Source organism: Nesterenkonia halotolerans (assembly GCF_014874065.1).
Classification (GTDB): Bacteria; Actinomycetota; Actinomycetes; order Actinomycetales; family Micrococcaceae; genus Nesterenkonia; species Nesterenkonia halotolerans.
Genome location: NZ_JADBEE010000002.1, coordinates 96,211 through 119,206, shown reverse-complemented (window position 1 = coordinate 119,206; position 22,996 = coordinate 96,211). Strand labels below are relative to the sequence as shown.

Here is a 22,996-nt window from a genome sequence, read left to right as displayed (position 1 = left end):
TATTTTTTCATGCCCCTGTGCTCGGCACCCCATAACTTTAGCGAAGATGCGGGGAATTCTCGAATCCTGATCCACAGACTAGGAGTATCGTGGGGCGCAATATTCGTGCCCGAGCGAAGATCCCGTTCTGATCCTCCGCGATGCGGCACGCCCTCCCCTGCACCGACTTCCAAGGAGCAACGTGGCCGATATCGAGGCCGAAACTCTTGCCGAGAACCTGAGCGAGCGCGGCCCGGCCGGCATTGCCGAGCAGGTCCGTGAACTCATCAGCTCCGGCACACTCTCTGCCGGCATGCGACTTCCCACCGTGCGCGACCTCGCCACTGAACTCGGGGTCAGCGTGGGCACGATCGCTCAGGCGTGGAGTCTGCTGCGCGAGTCCAACCTGGTCGAGACGCGGCGACGCGGTGGGACCCGAATCGTGGAGCCCGGCGAGGTAGGCGGCAAGAGCTTCCGCAGCTGGGCCGGCGTGGACCTGCTGCACTGCAGCCCTGACCTGCGACTGCTGCCGTCTCTGGAAGAGGGGCTGCAGCGCAGCCTGAAGCAATCTGATCTGCACAGCTGGAGCCGGGAGCACATCCTGCCCGAACTCCAACGGGCCGTGGAGAAGAAGCTGGGTCAATGGCCCGCCGAGTCGCGCTCACGGAGCCTCGCCACTGTCTCCTCCGCCACGGAGGGGCTCTGGCTCGCGACCAAAGCTGCCACCCGCCCCGGTGACCTGATCGCGGTGGAGGAGCCGGCACCCCCCGGCTACCTCTCCGTACCCCGCAGCCTGGGCCTGCACATGATGGCAGTGCCAGTGGACGCGCTCGGACCGGTGCCCGCGGCGCTCCAGGAAGCGGTCGACGCCGGCGCCACAGCCTTCGTCCACAGCCCCGGCGGCGCCTTCTCACCGCGGCACGTGCTCGACGCCGAGCGCGCGCAGGAGCTTCAGCAGATCCTGGACTCCTCCCCCGAGACGATAGTCATCGAGGAGGATCCGCTCGGCCCGCTCGCGGAGCGGGAGCCCTTCAACCACTCCCTGGAGGCACACCTTCCGGAACGCACACTGCGGGTCATCGGCTTCGAGCGTGCCTACGGCATGGACCTGCGCACCGCTGTGCTCGTCGGACCGAAGCCGCTGATCTCCCGAGCTATCGCGCAGCGTTCAGGCGGCGTCAGCTCGAACAGCAGGATCCTGCAGCACACGCTGGCGTTCCTGCTCCGCGACCCCGCGGCCGCCCGGCGGGTCAGCAGCGCCCGGACACGGTATGCCACCCGGCGCCGGATGGCGCTGAAGGCCTTCACCGAGGCTGGCCTCACGGTCCACGCGGGACCGGCCAGCTGGGCGATCTGGGTGGAGGTGCCCGACGAGCAGGCAGCGGCGCTGACCTTGAGCGCCCAGGGCGTGATCCTCGACGTGGGCAGCGGATCGCACCTCACCGAACAGCCCACGGGGCTGCTGCGCCTCTCGATCGCTCAGCTGCCCGAGGACGAAGAGCTGCTCCGGGGTCTCGCGCAGCTGGTCCTTCAGGCCACTGAGGAGGGGCTGAACTCCACCTTCGTCTGAGACGCAGGGCGCGATCAGAAGAGGCGCTGAGCCGCCAGGGCGGCGCCGAGCCCCAGGGTCTCGAGCTTCGCGTGGGCGATCTGCGGATGCAGCCGGCCACCCAGCCCGCAGTCGGTGGAGGCGATCACGTTCTCTGCACCGACCAGGCGGGCAAAGCGTTCGATGCGCTGAGCGACCAGCTCGGGGTGTTCCACCACATTCGTGGCATGAGAGACGATCCCGGGCGCGATCACCTTGCCCTCAGGCAGCGCGACATCCTCCCAGATGCGGTACTCGTGCTCGTGGCGCGCATTGGCTGCTTCGAAGGCGTAGTACTTCGCGTTGACGCCGAGCATCAGGTCCACGATGTGTCGGAACTCGATGTCGGTGGTGTGCGGGCCGTGCCAGGAGCCCCAGCACAGGTGGAACCGCACCTGCTCCTCCGGGATGCCGCGCAGCGCCCAGTTCAGCGCCTCGATGCGGATCTGGGTGAACCGTCTGTAGTCCTCCACGGATGGCTCCGGGGAGATCTGATCCCAGTTCTCCGCCACCGAGGGATCATCGATCTGCACGATCAGCCCGGCATCGGTGATCGCCTGATACTCATGGCGCATCACCTCTGCCCAGGCCCAGATGTGCTCCTCCTCGCTCGCGTAGTGCCGATTGGGGATGCGTGCACCGGAGCCCGGCGACAGCGAGGTGAGGAATCCGGTCTCCGCGCCTGCCGCGTCGAGTCCGGCCCGCAGGTTTGCGATGTCGGAGTCCACGGCGGCCTGGCCCCGCCAGCTGAGCTCGCCAGTGGTGGAGGGGAACGCGGTGGCGGTCTTGCCGGTGGCGATGCCGGAATGTGGATCCGAGTAGGCCTGCCTGAACCGCACCCAGTCTCGCCGGTGGAGCATGTTCGTCAGCTGGATGTTCCCGGGGCTGGATTCCACATGCGGCCAGCTGAACAGGTCTTCACCGGTCAGCTCGAGTCCCCCGACCCGCTGGAAGACGTAGGACCACCAGGCGCCGTAGTCCACGGCAGAGGTCATCGCGTGCCCGTACTCCCCGTCCCCGGGAACGGTCACCCCGTAGCTTCTCTGCCGTGCGACCAGGTCCGCCACCGCTTGGGAGAGCAGGGTCTCGAACTCCGGGGTGCGGCGCAGCGTGAAGCCGTCAGGTTCGAGCGCGCGCGCCGCATTGGCGGCGATGAGCTCCTCGGTGCGGGGCAGCGAGCCTGCGTGCGTGACCGGGATGGAGCTGTCGGACATGATTGCCTTCCGCCTTTTTTGTTCATATCTTCAATCCTCATCCTAGCCGCAGAGGAGCGGCGGCTGTACAGGACTATTAGACTCATCGGCAGATATCGACACCGACAGGGAGGCACCCATGGCCAAGGACTCGACATTCGACGTCGTCTCGAAAGTGGACAAGCAGGAGGTCGCCAATGCGTTGAACCAGGCGCAGAAGGAGATCGCTCAGCGCTATGACTTCAAGGGCACCGGAGCGGAGATCGACTTTTCCGGAGAGAAGCTGCTCATCAAGGCCAACTCCGAGGAGCGCGCCAAAGCGGTGGAGGACGTCTTCGGCTCCAAGCTGGTCAAGCGCGGAATCTCGCTGAAGTCCTTCGACTCCGGTGAACCCTATGCCTCGGGCAAGGAGTTCCGGATCGAGGGGACCATCAAGGAGGGGATCGACCAGGCGACCGCGAAGAAGATCACCAAGCAGATCCGCGACGAAGGCCCGAAGTCGGTCAAAGCCACGATTCAGGGCGACGAGCTGCGGGTGACCTCTAAGTCCCGCGATGACCTCCAGGAGGTCATCGCGATGCTCAAGGGCTTCGAGGACGCCGACCTGCAGTTCGTCAACATGCGCTGACGCTGCTCGACCCTCCCCGCCTCACCCCCGCTGGTTGAGTTCTCCGGTCATCACGCATCTGCCGGAGAACTCAATAGGCGGGGGTTCTTGATGTCAGCGAGTGCTTCTCGCGACGGGCCTGGTGGCACAGGATCAGCGCCAGGATCGCGCCGAGGAACGGAGCCATGAAGACCAGGATCAGCAGAACCGCCTTGGTGGTGACCGACATCGACCGCGAACGCAGGACGGCGATCACTGCCCACAGTCCCAGCAGAAGCATGAGCACCGGGATCAGCACGACGAGTCCCAGGCCGAAGCTCAGCGACTCCCAGACGTTCGGCAGGAGCGGGTTGGCGTCAGCGCTGGCCAGCAGGGTCGGAATGCTCATGGGGCTCCTCAAAGTCGACGGCGCGACGTCGGCCATCCGGCCGACGTCCAGGTGTCACCGTAGCGCGGCCGGCTCCACCAAGAAACCGCGCCGACTGAGTTCTCCTGCGGAGATGTCTCCACGGAAGAGCTCCACCAGCGGGGTTGATCGAGGGTGTGCGAGGTGAGGGGAAGCGATCAGAAGAGGGTGCTGACACCGATCAGCGCCAGCGGGATCACGATGAACACGCCGAACACCCATCCGAAGGCGTAGACCTTCTTCTCTGCTGCCAGATCTGCCAGCCAGGTCGCACCGCGTGGAGGCAGATCGCGCAGCCACGGGGTGCAGAAGATCACGAGCGTGGCCAGCACGTTGAACAGCAGATGCGCGAGCGCCGCGGTCAGTGCGATCTCTCCCGCCGCGCCGTCGAAGGCGAAGGCTGCGATCAGGGCGGTGACCGTGGTGCCGATGTTGGTGCCCAGCGTGAAGGGGTAGATCTGCTTGAGCGTGAAGGCGCCCGAACCGGCCAGCGGCACGATCAGCGCGGTGGAGGTGGAGGAGGACTGCACCATGATCGTCACGGCGGCGCCGGAACCGATGCCGGCCACCGGGCCGCGACCGATCGCGGCGTGCAGCACCTGACGGGCCTTGCCCACCAGCAGCACCTTCAGCAGCCGTCCGATGAAGTTGATGACCAGCAGGATCAGGCCGACGGCGACGACGATCATGACCACGCCCTGCAGGCTGCCCGGGATGAAGCTCAGCGCGTCCTCGATCAGGTGCGCCAGCGGCTTGGTGGCGCCCTTGACCGTGGAGCCGATGCCTCCGAGCACTGCGGCGACCGGGCCGCCGTCGGAGCCTGTGGCCATACCGGCGATCGCGGTGGAGATCCGCTCGAGCAGGCTGAACATGATCTCCAGCGGAAGGAAGATCGCGACCGCGATCAGATTGAAGAAGTCATGCACGGTGGCGGCGGCGAAGCCGCGGCGGAAGGACTCCTTCTCCCGAACCATGCCGAGGCTGACCAGGGTGTTGGTCAGCGTGGTGCCGATGTTGGCACCGAGGATGATCGGGATGGCCACGCCCAGCGGAAGTCCGCCGGCGACCAGGCCGACGGTCACCGAGGTGGTGGTGGAGGAGGACTGGGTCAGCGCGGTGGCGACGATGCCGATCATCAGACCCACGACGGGGTTCGTCGCGAAGCCGAACAGCGTCTCGGCCTGATCCCCAGTGGCCAGGCTGAATCCGGTGCCGATGACGCTGACCGCGGTGATCAGCACGTAGACCGCGGCCGCCACGGAGAGCCAGTTGGCGACGTCGAGCATCCGCCCGGAGAGGCCGAACCGTTCGAAGGGGCTGAAGGGTCGCGTGGCGGCTGCCTCGTCTGCGGGGCCGGCGACCCGCTGCGGGGCCTCGATCGACGGTGCGGACATGCAATCTCCTCTGCGGAACACGAGCCTTGGTTCAGCCCTGCTGTGAGTCGGCTTGGCACTTCTCTTGCGCTGCGCGGGCGGAACTGGGTGGGTATCACCGCCGGATGAAGGGCCGTAGAACACTGTGCACCGCTTGCAGAACGAGAGTCACACGAGAAGGTGAACTGCAGGTGAACGATCCGTCCAAAGCCGGCGCGAGTAGGATGTCCTTGGTCACAGCGGACCATTTCCCACCCTGAACACCCCTCTGAGGAGAGTCCATGCACCAGCATCACGGTCGACTGCGCACAGCGGGGCTGCTGGCATTCCTCTTCGCGATGCTCCTGCTGGTCGGCGCGGTGATCGCCTACGCCACCCAGACTCCGGGACTGATCTTCGTGTTCGGCCTCATCGGGCTGGTCTCGGTGGCCTACTCCTACTGGAACTCGGACAAGATCGCGCTGCGGGCGATGAAGGCCTATCCGGTGACCCGGGAGCAGGCCCCTCAGCTCTACCAGATGGTGGAGGACCTCGCGCAGCGCGCGCAGCAGCCCGCCCCGCGGATCTTCATCGCACCCTCGCCGAACCCCAACGCCTTCGCCACCGGGAGGAACCCGGCCAACGGCGTCGTCTGCTTCACCGAGGGGATCCTGAACCTGCTCACCGAGCGTGAGCTGCGCGGGGTCACCGGCCATGAGCTGATGCATGTCTACAACCGCGACATCCTGATCTCTTCCGTGGCTGCCGCGGTTGCCGGGTTCCTCACCACGATCAGCCAGTTCTTCCTGCTCTTCGGCGGCGGCCGGGGTAACAACCAGGGCGGAAATCCCCTCGCGCTGGTCGGTGCGATCGTCGCGGTGTTCCTCATGCCGATCGCCGCCAGCCTGATCCAGATGGCGGTCAGCCGGACCCGTGAGTACGACGCGGACGCCGACGGCGCCGCGCTCACCGGAGACCCGCTGGCGCTGGCCTCTGCACTGGACAAGCTGGAACGCGGCATCTCCCGCTACCCGCTCGAAGAGAGCCCCAAGCACGACGCGCACGCGCACATGATGATCGCCAACCCCTTCGGCGGCAAGGCGAAAAAGCTCTTCAGCACCCACCCGCCGATGCCCGAGCGGATCGCCCGGCTGGAGTCGATGGCAGGCTACGAGCAGGACTGAGGCACGGCTGCATGAGAATGCCCCCTGACCTGTTGGTCAGGGGGCATTCCTCTGTGCTCAGTGGGCCCAGCAGTCTCAGCTCTCGCGTGAGATCCGGATCATGTCCTCGCGTTCGACGACCTTGACCCGCTCCCTGGCGCCGCCGTCAGGCAGCGGACCGTAGGACTCGCCCAGGGACATCTCATGGGCGTCGAGCTTCTGCCACCCGCCCCAGGTGGTGTACTCCACGCTGCGGGACTCGAGCAGCTCGATGACGGCGTCCTCCTCCGGAACCTCGGCCACCGGAAGGTGGTGCAGGTCCTCGAGCAGGCAGCCGATGGTCTCCAGCGCGTCACCCTTGGTGTGTCCGATCAGACCCACGGGCCCGCGCTTGATCCATCCGGTGGCGTAGATGCCCGGCACGTGCTCGCCGGCGTCGTCGATGACCCGTCCGGCCTCGTTGACGAGCACGCCGCGTCGGGAGTCGAAGGGCAGCCCGGCGATCTCGGAGCCGAGGTAGCCCACGGCCCGATAGACGGCCTGCACATCGTAGTCCTGGAACTCGCCGGTGCCCCGGACGTTTCCGGTGCCGTCGAGCTCCATGCGCTCGAAGCGCACGCCCGCCACGGCTCCGGTGCCCTGGCCGGACTCGTCGGTGCCCTCCAGGATCTCCACGGGCTGCTGCAGGAAGTGCAGGTGCAGCTTCCGCGAGGCTGCGGTCTCCCGGTCCTCCTGCTCCACCAGCCAGTTTCCCAGCGTGTTGACCATGGTCTTGACCTGGTTGTTCGTCTTGATCGCCTCGTCGGAACCCTCGTCGAAGTCGAAGTCCTCCTCGTAGAGGATGATGTCCACGTCCTTGCTGTGCGAGAGTTCGCGCAGCTCCAGCGGGGTGAACTTCACCTGAGCGGGCCCTCGGCGGCCGAAGATATGCACATCGCTGACCGGGGAGGACTTCAGTCCGGCGTAGACGTTCTCCGGAATCTCGGTGGTCAGCATGTCCTCGGCGTGCTTGGAGAGCACCCGAGCGACGTCCAGGGCCACGTTGCCGTTGCCGATGACGGCGACCTTCTCCGCGGTCAGCGGCCAGTCGCGCGGGTAGTCCGGGTGGCCGTCATACCAGGAGACGAAGTCGGCTGCGCCGAAGCTGCCCTCGAGCTCGATCCCGGGGATGTTGAGCTCCGCGTCCTTGATGGCGCCGGTGGCGAAGATCACGGCGTCATAGTGTCGCCGCAGGTCCTCGATGCTCAGGTCCTCACCGATGTTCACGTTGCCGATGAGCCGGATGTCACCGCGGTCGAGGACCTTGTGCAGGGCCTTGACGATGCCCTTGATCCGCGGGTGGTCAGGGGCCACGCCGTAGCGGATGAGGCCGAAGGGCGCCGGGTAGCGGTCGTAGAGGTCGATGCTGAACTCGAAGTCGCTCTTCTTCTGCGCCTTCGCCAGGATGTCGGAGGCATAGACACCTGCGGGGCCGGCGCCGACGACGGCGACTCGGATGGCCCGGTCTGCTGGCCGCTGCGAGGAATTCTGGGACACGGATAGGTTCCTATCGATCGATTAACTCAGCACAGTATGCCGTATTGGGGTGAACGCCCGCGGCCCGCGGGGATGTTCCCGGTCTTCTAGACTGAGGCCATGGCCGATATGTTCCTGGAGAAGTTCCGCGCCCTGGTGCCCGAATACCTCGACGAGAAGTGGACCCCTGAAGAGGGTTACACCGAAGCGGAGCTGCGTGAGCTCATCGCCGATTCTGAGCTTCCGGATGAGCTGAAGGCACGTCCACGGCTTCCTCAGGTGCTCGAGGAGTTCTACCTCGCGCTGGGCCGCTGCGAGGAGATCATGGAGGCCTACCACTTCTTCTTCGACCCGGATGAGCTGACCGTCGAGGACGGGCACCTGCTGTTCCTCGAAGATGAGGAGGAGCGCTGGGTCTGGGGTGTCGATGTGGACACCCTCGATGTGCCCGATCCACTCATCGTGCGGCGCAGCAGCAACTCCGGAATGTGGAATGACGAGGGTGCCACCGTCAGCGAGTTCATCTTCGATCTGTTGGAGTTCTCCTTCGAGGAGGAGACACCATGAGCGTCTCGGATCTGCGGCAGCTGTGGCCCTCCCACGCTCCCGAGGGCTATTCCTGCCCGTTCTGCGGGCTGGCCAGGGGCGAGGTGGACCAGCCGTCGAACCGCTGCGAGCTGACGGACCTGGTTCATCAGGATGCAGACCTGATGGTGTTCATGGCCTGTGACGGCTTCGGTCCGCATGAGGGCCACGCGATGATCAGCCCGGTGCAGCACCGCGAGGCGCTCTATGACCTCGAGGACGAGCTGCTCTCCAAGATCGCCATCATGTCTCGCGACGTATCCAAGGCGATGAAGCTTGCCTGGAACCCCGAGGGAACCTCGGTGCGGCAGCACAACGAGCCGGCCGGGAACCAGCACGTCTGGCACTACCATCTGCATGTCTTCCCGCGGTACTCCGATGACATGCTCTACCGGCAGATTCGGCATCCGGTGCCGGTGGCGATCCGCGCCGAGAAGGCGCAGGAGCTCCGCGCCGCGCTGACTCGGATCCTCGCTGCCAAGAACTAGCGCGGCCGCGCCGGTTGCAGTCTTGCTCCGCGGAGCCTCGCTGGGCGGAGTCTCGCTAGGCCAGGCGCTGGTCAGCCCTCGCGCTCGACCACCGCGTCAGCGAAGGCCAGCAGTGCCGACTTCACGGTGCTCTGCGGGAGCTCGGCGATTGCTCCCTTGGCCTTCTCGGCCCAGCTGTGCGCCACCTGCCAGGACTCCTCGGTCACCGGATGAGCGACGACGGCGGCCACTGCCTCGGCCAGCGCCGCATCTGAGCTGAGGTCGCCGTCGATCAGGTCCAGCACCCGTGCCGCCTCCTGCGGGTCCTGTGCGGACTCGGCCGACTGCGCGTGCTGACGCAGCATGAGCACCGGCAGTGTCGAGACTCCCTCACGCAGATCGGTGCCGGGGGTCTTGCCCGAGGACTCCGGATCCGCGGTGAGGTCGATGACGTCATCGGCGAGCTGGAAGGCCACGCCCACAGCCTCCCCGTACTCCTCGAGCATCGCGATGGTCTCCTCGGAGCAGCCACCGAAATGGGCGCCGAGCCGCGAGGCGGCGGCAACCAGGGAGCCGGTCTTGTCCCCGATGACGCGCAGGTAGTGGGCGTAGGCATCCTCACCCTCCTGCGGACCCACGGTCTCGTGAAGCTGGCCCATGACGAGGCGTTCAAAGGTCTGCGCCTGGATCTTCGAGGCCTCCACGCCGAGCTCGGACATCAGCCGGGACGCGCGTGCGAGGATCAGATCTCCGGTGAGGATCGCCACCGAGTTTCCCCACACCTGATGCGCGGCGGGCGCCCCCCGGCGCACCGGAGCGGAATCCATCACATCGTCGTGGTAGAGCGTGGCCAGGTGCGTCATCTCCATCACGGCGGCGGCTCGGCGGACACGATCATCCACGCCGTCGCCGATCATGGAGGTCAGCACGGTCAGCAGCGGCCGCACTCGCTTGCCGCCGGCCTGGGCGAGATAGCGCGCAGAGGCGTTGACCAGCTCGTCGGCGCTGGCCAGCGAGCCGAGGAGGTCAGCTTCGACCTGTGACAGCGCCTCCGAGACCTCGTTGGCGAGCGCCAGGTCCTCGGCCAGCACATCGAAGCCGGCAGGCAGCTTCGTGGTCAGGGGATCAGCGGCTGATTCAGTCATCGGTGTCTAGCCTATCCAGGTTCAGGATGCGGGGCGGGCGCTGGGCTTGATGGCGTGGTGGATCGCGACGATGCCGCCGGTGAGGTTGCGGTAACGCACCTCCGCGTATCCGGCGGCGGCGATCTCAGCGGCCAGGTGATCCTGATCGGGCCAGGCGCGGATGGACTCTGCCAGGTACACGTAGGCCTCTGGATTCGAGGAGACCGCGCGGGCCGCGGGCGGCAGCGCGCGCATCAGGTACTCGTTGTAGACCGTGTTGAAGAGCTTGTTCGTGGGGTCCGAGAACTCCATGACGGCGAGCCGACCCCCGGGTGCCGTGACGCGGAGCATCTCGCGCAGACCGGCCAGCGGGTCCACGATGTTACGCAGTCCGAAGGAGATCGTGACGGCGTCGAAGCTGTCATCGGCGAAGGGCAGATTCATCGCGTCCCCGGCGATGAAGGTCATATCCGGGCGGCGTCGCTTGCCCACCTGGAGCATGCCTGAGGAGAAGTCGCAGGCCACTGCATCGGCGCCCGCGTCATGGAACGGCTCGGTGGAGCTTCCAGTTCCGGCTGCCAGGTCCAGGACCCGTTCACCTGGGGCGACGGCGAGCGCGGCGACGAGCTGCTTGCGCCAGCGCTTCGTCTGTCCCAGCGAGAGCACGTCATTCGTGAGGTCATAGCGATCCGCGACCTCGTCGAACATCGAGGCGACGTCCTGGGGGTTCTTCGCGAGGCTTGCGCGGCTTCCGGTGCTGGGGCGATTCACCTTGGCATTCTCCCACACGCGGGCATCGCTGCCGCCGCCATGTCCTAGACTTGTCCAGCCATGACAGCGCTTCCCGGTTCCCTCGACGCCACCACGCTGGTGGTGGATCTTCCCGGAGGCAGCTCGCTCGCGGATCTGCTGCCCGCGCTGGAGCCCAGCGCCGTCTGGCTGCTGCGCGGTGAGGGGCTCATCGGCCTGGGAGCCGCTGCCCACATCCGAGCCCGCGGTGCCGAGCGCTTCGCCGAGCTCGCGCAGTGGCATGCCCAGCATCTGGCCCCGCTGGCCGAGACCTCCACACTGCCGGCCAGCCTGGTCGGAATCCCGGGAGCCGGCCCCGTGGCGCTGACCTCCATCACCTATTCCTCCGCTTCGGCGGCCGATTCGCATCTGATCCTGCCCGAGCTGATCCTCGGCTCAGCCGAGGGCAAGGCGTGGATCACGGCAGTCCTCCGCGTTCCCGCCTGGGACGAAGACTTGGAGGAGACCGACGAGCCGGTCGCTCAGACCGACGACGGCGCGGCGCAGGTGCTGAGTCCCCGGCGGCTCGACGCGCTGCTGGCCAAACACGGGCTGCAGCTGAACGCGGGACGGCTCAGTCTGATCGGCCCCGGGCAGCCCGCGGCCGGCAAGCGGGACGGTCGCACCGCAGAGGACTCTTCGCGTCCCGCCACCTCGCTGATCCAGGGCTCACACTCCGAGCAGCACTACCTGCGCGCCGTGCGCGCCGGCGTGGACGCGATCGAGCACCGCCGGCTGGAGAAGCTGGTGCTGGCCCGCGACGTCGTCGTCGCCGCCGATGCGCCGCTGCCCACCGGGCCGCTGCTGGCCTCCCTCGCCGCCGACTACGCCGACTGCTGGACCTACCTGGCAGGTGACGTGCTCGGCGCGACCCCGGAGATGCTGGTCAAGATCCGTGGACAGGATCTCTCCGCCCGGGTGCTCGCCGGGACCGTGGACGGGCGTGCGGGACTCCAACGCGCACGCACGCTGCTGCTGGAAGACCCGAAGCAGCGCGACGAGCACCGCCTGGCGGCCCAGTCGCTGTTGGATCAGCTGGCCCCGGTGGCTCATCAGCTCCACGCGCAGGATCCGCCCGCGGTGCTCGAGCTGCCCAATGTCTTCCACCTCTCCACCGACGTCACCGGGCGGCTGACCGCCGAGACCCCGGCGCTGCTGGTGGCGGAGCGTGCGCATCCCACCGCCGCGATCTGCGGAACTCCCACGGCCACCGCCGCGGAGCTGATCAGCACCCTCGAGGGCCTTGATCGCGGAGCGTTCTCCGGACCGGTGGGCTGGATCGATGCGCAGGGCAATGCCGACTTCGGCATCGCGCTGCGCGGCGGGATCATCCAGGAGCAGGGCACGCAGGTCAGGCTCTACGCCGGCTGCGGGATCGTGGCGGGATCGGTGCCCGAGGAGGAGCTGGCCGAGACCTGGGCGAAGATGCGCCCGATGCTCGGCGCCCTCGGCGTTTTACCTCCCCTCACGTGATCTACCCCGCCGACCGTCAGGCGGGTAATCCTCGGAAGGCGGGGTAAAACGCGGGGTGGGGTGGGGTGGGGTCAGAGGTCCTCGGCGGCGGCGCGCAGCCGGGCGTGGAAGTCGCGCAGGATCGTGCGGTCGGTGCGCACTTCGATGATCCGGATCCCGATCCGGTCCTCGAGCCCGGAGAGCCCCTCGCCGAGGGTCTCCAGGTCATCCGCGAAGTGATACTCGTGGCCGTAGGCATCCGCGAGCGCCTCGATGTCCACGGTCTGCGGTGTGCCGAAGAAGCGCTCCACCGTCTCGGCCTGACCTTCGCGGCGCCCGACCGCGCCATGCTCGAGCTGGTCGAAGATCGCCCCGCCGGAATCGTTGACCACCACGATGTCCAGGTCCGGCTCCCGCTCGGTGGCCGGGACGAGCAGGGCGTTGACGTCATGCAGGAAGGTCAGATCACCCACCAGCGCGGTGACGCGGGTGTTCCGTGCCAGTGCGATCCCGGAGGCCGCCGAGAGGTTGCCATCGATGCCGGCCAGGCCCCGCATCGCGTAGACCCGGCGTCCGCCGTCGTCGGCAGCTCGGGTCCGTTGACCCGGCTCGGACTCCAGCACGCTGCGATTGAGCACGGCCGCGAGGTCCACGTCCCGGATCACCGAGGAGGATCCCAGCAGCAGCGGGGTCTTGACCGTCTCGGCCACGAACTGCGCCACCCGCACCGAGGACAGCTCACCCTGGGCCAGGGTCTCCTGTTCGGTGAGCGCGGCGTCGATGAGGCGCTGCGCCGCCAGGCCCCGCTCCGTCCAGGCGTCCTGCCAGCCGGCAGGCGCGACTCCAGCGAAGAGCGCGGTGGAGGGCAGATCGACCAGACGACGGCGGGCGAGCCGGTGGTCGAACCAGGCCTCGCCGCCGGGGGCGTACTGCACCGCCTCGACGTCTGCTCGGTTGATCAGCTGCTGGACCGGCCGGGTCAGCGTGGGGCGCCCCGCCACGACGACGCGCTCGATGCTGCCCGCCAGCTCGCTCGCCGGGGATCCCTCGGGGGCCTGCAGGATCAGCCGGTAGCCCTGGATGGCACCGAGGTCGCTCCACCGGGCATCGCTGCTGGGCTCGGCGAGCAGCGGGTGGCCCAGTCGGCGCGCCAGCTCCCGGGCCTCAGCCGGCGCCTCGGCGCCCATCACGAAGACCGTGCGCCGGGGTTCCAGCTGCGGGGCGGACTCTGCTGCGTCCGTGGCGGGGGGCTGTGATGGCGCCTGCGTCTCGGGTTCGCCCTGGGTCCGGATCTGGGCAGCGCGTTCCCCCGCACCGGCGGCCGGCAGATTCACCGTTCGCGCGCCGAGGATCTCGCCTCCGATGATCTCCGCGCGCAGCTGCTCCGCGGAACCGGACCCCGAGACACGGCGGGGGACGAAGGGGGTGCGCGCCCAGCGCTGAGCACCCTGCTGGTGCTTGGCTCCCGGTTCGGCGGGCACCAGCGGGTCGCGGAAGCCGATGTTCAGGTGCACCGGGCCCGGGGAGGACCCGGTGGCGACGCGCAGCAGCAGCCCGACCTGCGTCTCGGCGGCGAGCATGTCGTCGCGCGACTCGGGCTCCAACCGCGCCTCCCCCTGTTCCAGGTGAATCTCATCGCGGACCCGCCCGGCGAACATGCCCTGCTGCCAGGCCGTCTGGTTCGCTCCGGTGCCATGCAGCTCCTCGGGCCGGTCAGCGGTGATCGCCACGAGGGGGACCCCGGAGAGATCAGCTTCCATCATCGCCGGCAGCAGATTGCCCGCGGCCGTGCCCGAGGTGGTGACCACCCCGGCGGGGCGCTTGGTCGCCAGCGCGATCCCCAGCGCAGTGAACGCGGCGGAGCGTTCGTCGATGCGCACGTGCACGGTGATCGCGCCAAGCTCCTCCGCCTCGCGCAGGGCGTAGGCCATCGGCGCCGACCGGGACCCGGGAGCCAGCACGATATGCCGCATGCTCATGGTCAGTCCACGGATCACCCGCCGGGCAAGCCGCAGGGATTCGACGTCGTGGGAGTCGTCGAATTCACGAAACGGTCGCCGGCTTGTCGTCATGGCCCAATCCTAGAAGCTGTCCGACGACGCCGATTCCGCACCCGGCCCCGAAGCACGGGTCAGTTCGCCGTAGGCCGCACGCAGCCGAGCGAACCACCAGTCGGCACGGTCTCCCATGATCCGGTGTCGGTGCAGCAGCTGCGCAGACGGGACGACGGCGCCGGGCACGCTCAGCGCACCCGCCACCGGGATCAGCGGGGCATCGAGCACGTCCTCGGCGAACAGAGCGGCTGTGCCGAGCCCGCAGGCGTAGGGCAGCTCCGGCAGGCGGGCCGCCAGCGCCAGTCCTGCCGCCAGACCCACGGAAGTGTCCAGGGCCGAGGAGACGACGGCGTCCAGCCCTGCCTGCTCCACGATGCGCAGTGCCCGCTCCACTCCGCCCAGCGGAGGGACCTTGACCACGATCAGGTCGGCCGCGCCCAGGCGCGCCACGCGCAGCGGATCCTCTGCCTTGCGCACCGCCTCATCGGCGGCGATGCGCAGCGGTCCCCCGTCGGAGCTGACCCCCGCCGCCGCCAGCGCCTCGCGCAGCTCCGCCAGCGGATCCACTCCGGCCACCGGCTGTTCGGCGTACTCGAAGTTCCCACCCGCCGCCTCGGCCAGCGCCGCCAGCGAAGGCACCGCCTCGGCGATGCTCCACCCCCCATTGGCATCGACACGCAGCCCGGCCCGTGGCACCAGCCGTCGAACCTCACGCAGCCTCGCGACGTCCTCGGCAAGATCCTGCCCCGGCTCGGCCACCTTGACCTTCACCGCAGGGATGGACTCCACCGCTCCGAAGCGGCGTAGCACCGACTCCACCTGGTCCGGGCCGACCGCGGGCATGGTCGCGTTGACCGGGATGGAGGTGCGCAGCGGTGTTCCCCAGCCGTGCCACCCGGCTTCGAGCGCGGCGCGCAGCCAGTGTGCCGACTCTGCCGCCCCGTACTCGGGGAAGGGCGAGAACTCTCCCCACCCTTGAGGGCCCTCCACCAGCAGCGCCTCACGGTGGATCTGTCCACGAAACCTGGTGCGCAGCGGCAGCGAGACCACATGGGCGCGGTCCAGCACCTCCTCGAGATCCGGGTACTGCCAGCCGCGGGAACCCGGCTGCGGCGCTTCGCTGTGAGGATCCATGTCATTCAGTCTAGGCAGAGGCGGACCTGCGATACTTGGGCACATGTCAGCTGCCAGCGCTCTGCGTCCCCCGGCCCGTCGCACCGGTCTGTGGATCCTCGGTATCCTGCTCTGCTGCGCGATCTTCATCGCGGTCTACGAATACTTCGTCCGCTCAGATTCGGGCCAGTGGGTCGAGTACGCGATGCTCGACGCCGCGGCCAACCGCGTGGACTCGCTCTCGACCCGAGGTTTCGACCTCTGGTGGTTGAGCCCGGTGATCATCGCACTGCCCGCGGTGTTCTTCCTGGTGATCGTGCTCACCCGGCAGCGCTTCCTGGGGGCCCTGATCGCGCTGGGCGCTGTGCTCGGCGCCAACCTCACCACCCAGGTGCTCAAGGCCTGGCTGGACCGTCCGGATCTGAGCAACGGCGTGCCCTACTGGACAGGGAACTCGCTGCCCTCCGGACACACCACGCTGGCAGCCTCCATGGCGGTGGCGGTCTTCCTGGTCAGCTCCCCGCGCCGCCGACCCTTCATCGCCGTGCTCGCCGCCTTCTACGCGGGCCTCGTCGGGGCCTACACCTTCACCGAGACCTGGCACCGACCGTCCGATGTGATCGCCGCCTACCTGGTGGTGGCGGGCTGGGCGATGGTCGGCGGCTGGCTGATCATGCGCACCGGACCGGAGTGGAACACAGTGGTGGCCGACTACGAGCCGGAGACCGCACCCCTGGCAGGTCTCGCCTGGTTCTTCGGCGTGACGCTCACCGTGGTGGCGGTGCTGTGCTTCCTCTTCTCCGGAGGATGGAGCGGGATCGCGCTGGCTGGAGACGAACCGAGCCTCTGGCACTGGTTCGCCGGGCTGCTCGTCTCGATCGGGCCCGGCTTCCTGATGGCCGGTGCGGGCATCAACCTCTTCGGCGCAGAGACCGGACGGCGGCAGCGCGGCGCCCCGGTGCCCTCCCCGCGGGGAGAGACCGTGCACTACCCGATTCCGCCGCAGTTCAACGAGCTCTACCGGGTCTGAACCGGCGCAGGTCTCCCCCGGGCCAGGTCTCCCCCGGGCCAGGCCTGGCCCGGGCAGGTCACCGGCCGGGCAGGTCACCCGCCCGGGCAGATCACCGGCCGCGCAGCCGAGTGATCAGCTCGCGGGACTCCCCGGGGCCGTAGGGGATGATCGGGATGGCCTTGGTCGCATCATTGACCGCATCCCTGATCGCCTGCGCGGAGACATTGCAGCCCTGCTGCATGCGCCGACGCATGGACGCCAGGAAATCAGCATCGACCTCACGCCCGTGACCCGGGATGAACCTGCTGTAGTTCCCCGCCATAGACCACAGTCGGCCCAGCGTACGAACCCATTCCTCGGGGTAGGAGTCATGAAACTCGGGGTCACGACCCTCCCGGACCAGGTCCCCGCAGAACATGATCCCCGGGGCCTCTCCCGAACGGACCCCTGCCACCAGGTCCCCGGAGGTGTGTCCACGCCCGAGGTGCGCCAGGACGACGGCGACTCCGCCGCCCAGCTCCAGCGTCACCGGTGTGCTGGAGACCAGATCGGTGGCTGACTCGACCCCTGCGTGCTCATGGGCCCAGATCTGCTGCACGCCCTGGGCCCGCAGGAAGTCGTTGGCCCCCACATGATCAGGGTGCCCGTGGGTGTTCACCACGAGGATCTCGGCCGAGCTGAGCTCACGGACACCAGCGAGCAGGGCGGCGTGGTCGCCGTCGGACGGTCCCGGATCGATGAGCACCGCAAGGTCCTCGCCGAGGACGAGTCCCACGTTCAGTCCAGAGTCAGCCCCCGGTGCGGCGAGCCAGGCGTGCTCTTCGAGGCGCTGGAAACGGACGGGGTCAGGGACGTGAGCCATGGTGATCACCTTCTGTGAAACCGGAGTTTCCTCCATTCTGCCTCACGCTCCGAACACAGGCTGGGAGGTTCCTGGGGGTGCCGTGACCGGTAGAGTCTGCGCATTATGACTATGGACAATCTTCTCGACTCGATCGGCGCGATCGAGACCTTGGCTTGGAACACGGTCGGCATCCTCGTGATCCTCTCCGTGGGCGTGTATCTCTGCATCCGCACCCGTCTGGTCCAACTTCGCCACATCCCGGACATGTTCCGCTCCATCACGGACAAGGCCCCCAGCGATGCAGACGGTCGCACCAGGTCCCTCTCCGCCTTCCAGACCTTCACCATCACCGCCTCGGCCCGCGTGGGCACCGGCAACATCGCGGGTGTCGCCGGCGCGATCGCCCTGGGTGGGCCGGGTGCGGTGTTCTGGATGTGGGTGATGGCGATCTTCAACTCTGCCGCTTCCTTCGTGGAGTCCACTCTGGCGCAGCTGTACAAGGTCCGCCGCTTCGACACCTTCAAGGGCGGCCCGGCCTATTACATCGAGCGCGGGCTGGGGTCACGCTCCGGCGGCATCGTCTTTGCCGTGATCTTCATCTTCTGCTTCGCCCTGTCCTTCACCTCGCTGCAGGCCAATACGATCGTCGATTCGGTGACTGGCGCCGCCGGAGAGCTGGGCATGACGGACACCACGAGCCTGAGCTGGATCCTGGCCGTGCTGCTGACGGTGCTCACCGGCGTCGTCGTCCTTGCTGGACTGCGCCGAGTCGCCCAGGTCACCCAGCGGGTGGTCCCGCTGATGGCGATGCTCTACATCCTGTTAGGCCTGGTGGTCGTCGCGTTCAACATCGAGCAGCTTCCCGCCGTGTTCGGCATGATCTTCGGCGAAGCCTTCAACTTCACCTCCGCCGCGGGCGGTGCGTTCGGCGCCATGATCATGGCCGGCGTGCAGCGCGGAATGTTCTCCAATGAGGCAGGCATGGGCTCGGTGCCCAATGTCGCTGCCACCGCTGATGTGTCGCACCCGGTCAAGCAGGGGCTCGTGCAGACCCTGGGCGTCTACCTGGACACACTGATCATCTGCTCGGTCACCGCATTCATCATTCTGGTGACCTTCCCCGAGGCATCCGTGCGCACGGAGACCAATGTGGGCGGGGAGCTGACCCAGGAGGCGCTCACCGCGAACTTCGGCGCCTTCGGTGCGCTCGCCCTGGCCCTGATCATTCTGCTGCTGGCGTTCACCTCGATCCTGGGCAACTACTCCTACGGCGAGATGAACGTGCTGTTCATCTCCAGCTCCGAGAAGACCCGCAAGATCTTTGCCGCGGCGCTCACCGCCGTGGTGTTCGTCGGCGCGATCATCCCGGTGGACCTGGCGTGGGCGATCGCCGGTGTGACGATGGTCATCATCGCGATGTTCAACCTGGTGGCCATCACGCTGCTCGGCGGCACAGCCGTCAAGCTGCTCAAGCACTATGAGGCACAGAAGAAACAGGGAATCGACCCGATCTTCTTCGCCTCGGACATGCCGGAGCTGCGCAACATCGAGTGCTGGACCGCCGAGGACATGGCGGATCATCAGACGCAGAGCGAGCCACACCACAGCCGACGCTGAGGTGGTGCGGCAGAATAGCCGCATGCCTCATCACCTGCGGACCCCGGCCTTTCACCCTGAGCGGTGGGCGGCCGGGGTTCTGCTGTGTGGGGCGCTCTTCGGGATGCTCTACTGGATCTCAGTCCATACGGAGACCGGGCAGCTGCTGGACATCATGATGCAGCGGACCGGCTCCACCACGGGTCACCCGCTCCCCGAGCTGGACCCGCAGAACGAGTGGATCGCGGTGTGGATCCTGCTGCCGCCGCTGCTGGCCTGCGTGGGACTGGGCCGGCGGCGGGGAGCGCACGGCAGGTGGAGGGTCCTCGGCAGCGCCGCGGTGCTCGTGCTCGGTGCGAACCTGAGCACTCAGCTGTTCAAGCTGGTCTTCTCCAGCCGCCCGGTGCTGATCGGACTCACCGAGGACTGGACCGGGAACTCGCTGCCCAGCGGTCACACCACGATGGCGGCCTCAGCTGCGGCGGCCATGTTTCTGATCGCGCGACCACGCGATCGCGCACTGTGGGGCGTGCTCGCGGCGAACTGGTCGGCGCTCTGGGGTGCGTACATCTTTGTGGAGGGCTGGCATCTGCCCAGCGACATGATCGCGGCCTATCTCGTGGTGGCGACGTGGACGCTGGTCTGCGGTGCGGTGGTCCTGCAGACCGAGGCCCGTGACCCGAGCCTGGCTCCGCTGCCTGCTGAGAGCGGACGGGCCGGGGGCCGGCAGGCAGGGCTCTGCGTCACCCTCGGGGCCTTCGGCACCACGCTCGGACTGGTGGCCCTGCTGGGACCGGCGCTGCGTGACGGCCTCGCCGCCGTCGCAGAGTCCACCACCCCGTGGCTGTGGATCGCTGGGGCCGCGCTCTCAGCGGCGCCGGTCTACCTGCTCTGGGCTGCGATCATCCCGCTGTTCGCCGCGGAGACCCGTGAGCTCGATCGGCAGGCCGCTCAGCGCCGCAGGCGCGAACAGGACCGGCTGGACAGCATCGCCCGTCGTGCCCGCGGGATCAGCGGGGACGGTACTGCGCCATGATCGGGCAGTCCATCGGATCGGCGTAGCCGAGACCGACCCGGTTCAGGTAGGTGACGACCATGCCGTAGGACTGGACCAGCCCGGTGGCGGTGTAGCTGATGCCCTTCTCGGCACAGAACTCCTCGACGATCGGCTTGACCTTGTGCAGGTTGGGGCTGGGCATGCGCGGGAAGAGGTGGTGCTCGACCTGCAGGTTCAGCCCGCCCATGGCCACGTCCATCATGCGTCCGCCCTTGATGTTGCGCGAGGTCAGCACCTGGCGACGCAGGAAGTCCATGTCGGAGTCTTTGGGGATGATCGGCATGCCCTTGTGGTTGGGAGCGAAGCTGCCACCCATGTAGACGCCGAAGACCACCAGCTGCACGGCCAGGAAGCCCAGCGCCAGTCCTGGGCTCATGGCGAGGAAGATCAGCACGGGGAAGCCGATGAGACGAACGGCCAGCATCGCCAGCTCGGTCTTGCGACGCTTGAGCTTCTTGGCCGTGAAGACGGTCTTGAGCGCGTTGTAGTGCAGCGCGATGGCGAACAGCGTCAGCAGCGGGAAGAACATCCAACCCTGACGGCGGGCGAGCCAGCCCATGAACCCGGTGCGCTGCGCTGCGTCTTCAGCGACGAAGACGAGGGCGCCCGGGGCGATGTCGCCGTCCTTGCCGATGGTGTTGGGGTTCGCGTGGTGCTTGCCGTGCTTCTTGGTCCACCATGCGTAGGACAGGCCGACGATGAGGTTGCCGGTGACCCGGCCGAACCACTCGTTGCGCTTGCCGGTGCGGAAGACCTGCTGGTGGGCGCCGTCGTGGGAGAGGAACGCGACCTGGGTGAGCAGGATCCCGAAGAAGGCGGCGACGGCAAGCTGCCAGAGGCTGTCACCGAGGGTGAACATGGCCACGAAGGCGCCCGCGAAGGCGAAGCTGAGCACGATCACGCGCAGCACGTAGCTGGAGGCGCCGCGGTCCATCAGGCCCTCGTCCTTGACCCGCTGGGCGAGCTCGAAGAACTCGTTGACCTGCTTGTTCCGCGGTGGGCGAGCCTGCTCGGAGGTGGTCCGGGCTGACTCTGACCGGGTCTGGGTGACTGTCATGGTTCCACCGTAGCCAGCCGGAATCTCACCCGCGTCACCCGGGGGAGCCATCTTCACCCCCTACGCCGGTAGGGGGTTGGCAGCCTCACAGCGGGAAGGAGGCCCGGATGTAGTAGCCGCCGTCGGGGGTCTCTCCGGTCTCGACGGTCCCGCCGACCGCGCCGACTCGCTCACGGATGCCCTCCAGCCCCAGGCCAGCCCCCGGTGCAGGCACGGAGACTGGATGCGGCGGAGCGGTGTTGCGCACCTGGATCAGCAGGTGCCGAGTGCCGTCGGGCGCGGACGCGTCATGCTCGAGCACCTCTGCGCTGACCTCGATCGTCGCGGAGGGAGCATGGCGCAGCGCGTTGCTGAGCCCCTCCTGGACCATGCGATAGGCGGCCAGGCCGACGGCGGAGGACGCCTCCACGACATCAAGCCCGATGACCCGGATCGGAGTGCCTGAAGCTCGAGTGGCCTCCACCAGCGAGTAGATCTCTGCGAGCCCCGGGGTCGGCCCGGTGGGCACCTCCTCGTCGCTGCGCAGGGTGCCCAGCAGCATCCGCATCTCCCCGAGCGCCTGGCGGGAGGACCGGGCGATCTCCTCGAACTCCTGCTGCGCCTCCGGGGTGATCGAGGACAACCGATACTGGGCCGTCGCCGCCTGCACGCTGATCACGGACATCGAATGCGCGACCACATCGTGGAGTTCGCGCGCGATCCGGTTGCGCTCCTCCAGCTCCCGACGACGGCGGCTCTGCTGGGCGCTGGTGCGTTCAGACTCCTCGAGCCGGTCCGCGTCCACGAGCCACTGCCGGGTGAGGCTCCCGAGCACGACCACGCCGGCGCTCACCGAGGCGAAGACGATCCCGGTGCTCACGGCGCCGGCGGGCAGCCGCGGCGCTGCCATGACGATGGCGGCGGCGGTCAGCAGCGCGCTGGCGGCCCATCCGCTGGCGGCGCAGTACCAGGGGCGGCGCAGCGCGGCCACGAGGATCACCCCGGACTGGATGATCATGGCGGTCACCGGCCAGGGCCAGATACCCACCCCCGACTCGGCGGTGGCCCCCATCAACGCGGCAGAGACCAGCACCGAGGCGCCGATCCCGGCCCACGGGAACCTCAGCGTGAGCACCAGGGTCAGGCAGTGCGCCAGCGTGAGGACCATCGCCAGCGCCGGGTGCACGCCGTAGATGCTCACCGTCAGCGGCCAGCTCACGGCCAGCAGCACCACAGCGGCGAAGCTGATCCCGATCCAGGACCATGCTGCGGCGCTGAAGGACGCGTCCTCCTCCTCTGGCCGGGGTTCGCTCCGCCCTCTCGCGGCGCGGGAGAGCGTGCGTTCCAGCGGGTGCGCCTGCGGGTGCTCCAGCGGGATCAGCCGGCCGCGCCCACCGGCGCCGAGCAGGCTGGTGGCCAGCAGCGCGTCCAGAGCGGCCAGCCCGCGCATCACCGCCGGCAGCGTGACCAGAAAGACCACCCCGAGGATCAGGAAGACCGCGGAATCCAGGACGTACTGCCAGATCTCGTCGGCGGGGACCAGTGCGGGCTCGATCAGTTCCAGAAGCTCGATGAGCCCCCGCTCGCCTGGGATGAAGCGAGACCAGAAGAAGTAGGTGATCCCCGCCGGTCCCATCACGACCCAGAGGATGGCGACCAGGAACGTCACCAGCCGGACGGGCAGCGCGAGCAGGGTCTCGAAGATCAGGTCCAGCCAGCGTCGCGGATCGGCGACGGGCCCCAGCCGTCCGCCGAGTCCGGGGCGACGGGAGCGGTAGGTGACCGGGGCGAGGACGGCACCCCAGCGGCGCAGCCGCCGCCGGGAGAGCTCCGCGAACTCCGAGGCGGTGACCAGCGCCAGCGGCAGGACGAGCGCACCCACCCAAAGCGGGGCCGTCAGGATGGAGACGCCCACCAGGGACAGCAGCAGGCTCGCGCTGAACACCGCGATGGGCAGCCCCGGAAGGACGTAGGCACCGTCGCGCACCAGGCGCCGCGTCAGGGACTCAGGACGGACGCGTTGCATGGCGATGCTCTTCCCTGGTGGTCATGATGGACACATCA

Annotated in this window: 20 protein-coding genes; 9 read left to right on the top strand and 11 right to left on the bottom strand. The window is 68.0% G+C overall.

Going from position 1 to position 22,996, the window contains the following annotated elements; genetic code table 11:
* Positions 1–181 precede the first annotated feature (181 nt).
* Positions 182–1,549, top strand: coding sequence for an aminotransferase class I/II-fold pyridoxal phosphate-dependent enzyme (locus H4W26_RS10695; RefSeq protein ID WP_192592226.1), 1,368 nt, complete (start codon positions 182–184; stop codon positions 1,547–1,549).
* Between the two features lie 14 nt (positions 1,550–1,563).
* Here the strand turns inward: H4W26_RS10695 and H4W26_RS10690 are convergent, their stop codons facing one another.
* Positions 1,564–2,781 (bottom strand): cobalamin-independent methionine synthase II family protein, encoded by a 1,218-nt coding sequence (locus H4W26_RS10690; RefSeq protein WP_192592225.1) that lies wholly within the window; start codon positions 2,779–2,781, stop codon positions 1,564–1,566.
* A gap of 118 nt (positions 2,782–2,899) precedes the next feature.
* On the opposite strand from H4W26_RS10690, the gene H4W26_RS10685 reads away from it, so the two are divergent.
* Positions 2,900–3,388, top strand: coding sequence for a YajQ family cyclic di-GMP-binding protein (locus H4W26_RS10685; protein ID WP_192592224.1), 489 nt, complete (start codon positions 2,900–2,902; stop codon positions 3,386–3,388).
* Positions 3,389–3,458: 70 nt separating this feature from the next.
* Here the strand turns inward: H4W26_RS10685 and H4W26_RS10680 are convergent, their stop codons facing one another.
* Positions 3,459–3,755 carry a hypothetical protein gene (locus H4W26_RS10680; protein WP_192592223.1) on the bottom strand — a complete coding sequence of 99 codons (297 nt, stop codon included), beginning with the start codon at positions 3,753–3,755 and terminating at the stop codon, positions 3,459–3,461.
* A gap of 176 nt (positions 3,756–3,931) precedes the next feature.
* A complete protein-coding gene (locus H4W26_RS10675) occupies positions 3,932–5,167 on the bottom strand; it encodes a Na/Pi symporter (protein WP_192592222.1) in 1,236 nt (411 codons plus the stop codon).
* A 260-nt stretch (positions 5,168–5,427) separates the two neighbouring features.
* Between H4W26_RS10675 and H4W26_RS10670 the strand changes: the two genes are divergently transcribed.
* Positions 5,428–6,309 carry a M48 family metalloprotease gene (locus H4W26_RS10670; RefSeq protein ID WP_192592221.1) on the top strand — a complete coding sequence of 294 codons (882 nt, stop codon included), beginning with the start codon at positions 5,428–5,430 and terminating at the stop codon, positions 6,307–6,309.
* Between the two features lie 75 nt (positions 6,310–6,384).
* Here the strand turns inward: H4W26_RS10670 and H4W26_RS10665 are convergent, their stop codons facing one another.
* A complete protein-coding gene (locus H4W26_RS10665; RefSeq protein ID WP_192592220.1) occupies positions 6,385–7,824 on the bottom strand; it encodes an FAD-dependent oxidoreductase in 1,440 nt (479 codons plus the stop codon).
* Between the two features lie 99 nt (positions 7,825–7,923).
* On the opposite strand from H4W26_RS10665, the gene H4W26_RS10660 reads away from it, so the two are divergent.
* Together H4W26_RS10660 and H4W26_RS10655 are read left to right on the top strand one after the other, a co-directional pair.
* A complete protein-coding gene (locus tag H4W26_RS10660) occupies positions 7,924–8,370 on the top strand; it encodes a hypothetical protein (protein ID WP_192592219.1) in 447 nt (148 codons plus the stop codon).
* Entirely contained in the window at positions 8,367–8,876 is a 510-nt protein-coding gene (locus tag H4W26_RS10655; protein ID WP_192592218.1) for an HIT family protein, read from the top strand. Before H4W26_RS10660 ends, H4W26_RS10655 begins: the two co-directional genes overlap by 4 nt.
* 71 nt (positions 8,877–8,947) lie before the next feature.
* Here H4W26_RS10655 and H4W26_RS10650 read toward each other — a convergent pair whose 3' ends face one another.
* Positions 8,948–10,000 (bottom strand): polyprenyl synthetase family protein, encoded by a 1,053-nt coding sequence (locus H4W26_RS10650; RefSeq protein ID WP_192592217.1) that lies wholly within the window; start codon positions 9,998–10,000, stop codon positions 8,948–8,950.
* Positions 10,001–10,021: 21 nt separating this feature from the next.
* Positions 10,022–10,750: a demethylmenaquinone methyltransferase gene (locus tag H4W26_RS10645; protein ID WP_318779863.1), complete on the bottom strand. Its 729-nt coding sequence runs from the start codon at positions 10,748–10,750 to the stop codon at positions 10,022–10,024.
* A gap of 60 nt (positions 10,751–10,810) precedes the next feature.
* Here H4W26_RS10645 and H4W26_RS10640 point away from each other — a divergent pair, with 60 nt between their 5' ends.
* A complete protein-coding gene (locus H4W26_RS10640; RefSeq protein ID WP_225940001.1) occupies positions 10,811–12,241 on the top strand; it encodes an isochorismate synthase in 1,431 nt (476 codons plus the stop codon).
* A gap of 71 nt (positions 12,242–12,312) precedes the next feature.
* Here H4W26_RS10640 and menD read toward each other — a convergent pair whose 3' ends face one another.
* Positions 12,313–14,292, bottom strand: a complete 1,980-nt coding sequence (menD, locus tag H4W26_RS10635) for a 2-succinyl-5-enolpyruvyl-6-hydroxy-3-cyclohexene-1-carboxylic-acid synthase (protein WP_192592214.1) — start codon at positions 14,290–14,292, stop codon at positions 12,313–12,315.
* Positions 14,293–14,301: 9 nt separating this feature from the next.
* Positions 14,302–15,408 (bottom strand): o-succinylbenzoate synthase, encoded by a 1,107-nt coding sequence (locus H4W26_RS10630; RefSeq protein WP_192592213.1) that lies wholly within the window; start codon positions 15,406–15,408, stop codon positions 14,302–14,304.
* 43 nt (positions 15,409–15,451) lie between these two features.
* Here H4W26_RS10630 and H4W26_RS10625 point away from each other — a divergent pair, with 43 nt between their 5' ends.
* The gene (locus tag H4W26_RS10625) at positions 15,452–16,417 is read left to right on the top strand and encodes a phosphatase PAP2 family protein (protein ID WP_192592212.1); all 966 of its coding nucleotides are present in this window, start codon (positions 15,452–15,454) and stop codon (positions 16,415–16,417) included.
* Between the two features lie 91 nt (positions 16,418–16,508).
* On the opposite strand, the gene H4W26_RS10620 is transcribed toward H4W26_RS10625, so the two are convergent.
* A complete protein-coding gene (locus tag H4W26_RS10620; protein WP_192592211.1) occupies positions 16,509–17,261 on the bottom strand; it encodes an MBL fold metallo-hydrolase in 753 nt (250 codons plus the stop codon).
* Positions 17,262–17,366: 105 nt separating this feature from the next.
* On the opposite strand from H4W26_RS10620, the gene H4W26_RS10615 reads away from it, so the two are divergent.
* Both H4W26_RS10615 and H4W26_RS10610 read left to right on the top strand, forming a co-directional pair.
* The gene (locus H4W26_RS10615; protein ID WP_225940000.1) at positions 17,367–18,860 is read left to right on the top strand and encodes an alanine/glycine:cation symporter family protein; all 1,494 of its coding nucleotides are present in this window, start codon (positions 17,367–17,369) and stop codon (positions 18,858–18,860) included.
* Between the two features lie 22 nt (positions 18,861–18,882).
* Positions 18,883–19,875, top strand: coding sequence for a phosphatase PAP2 family protein (locus tag H4W26_RS10610; protein ID WP_192592210.1), 993 nt, complete (start codon positions 18,883–18,885; stop codon positions 19,873–19,875).
* On the opposite strand, the gene H4W26_RS10605 is transcribed toward H4W26_RS10610, so the two are convergent.
* Both H4W26_RS10605 and H4W26_RS10600 read right to left on the bottom strand, forming a co-directional pair.
* A complete protein-coding gene (locus H4W26_RS10605) occupies positions 19,850–20,953 on the bottom strand; it encodes a fatty acid desaturase family protein (protein WP_192592209.1) in 1,104 nt (367 codons plus the stop codon). The genes H4W26_RS10610 and H4W26_RS10605 overlap by 26 nt on opposite strands.
* An 85-nt stretch (positions 20,954–21,038) precedes the next feature.
* Positions 21,039–22,958 carry a sensor histidine kinase gene (locus H4W26_RS10600; protein WP_192592208.1) on the bottom strand — a complete coding sequence of 640 codons (1,920 nt, stop codon included), beginning with the start codon at positions 22,956–22,958 and terminating at the stop codon, positions 21,039–21,041.
* Between the last annotated feature and the right edge of the window lie 38 nt (positions 22,959–22,996).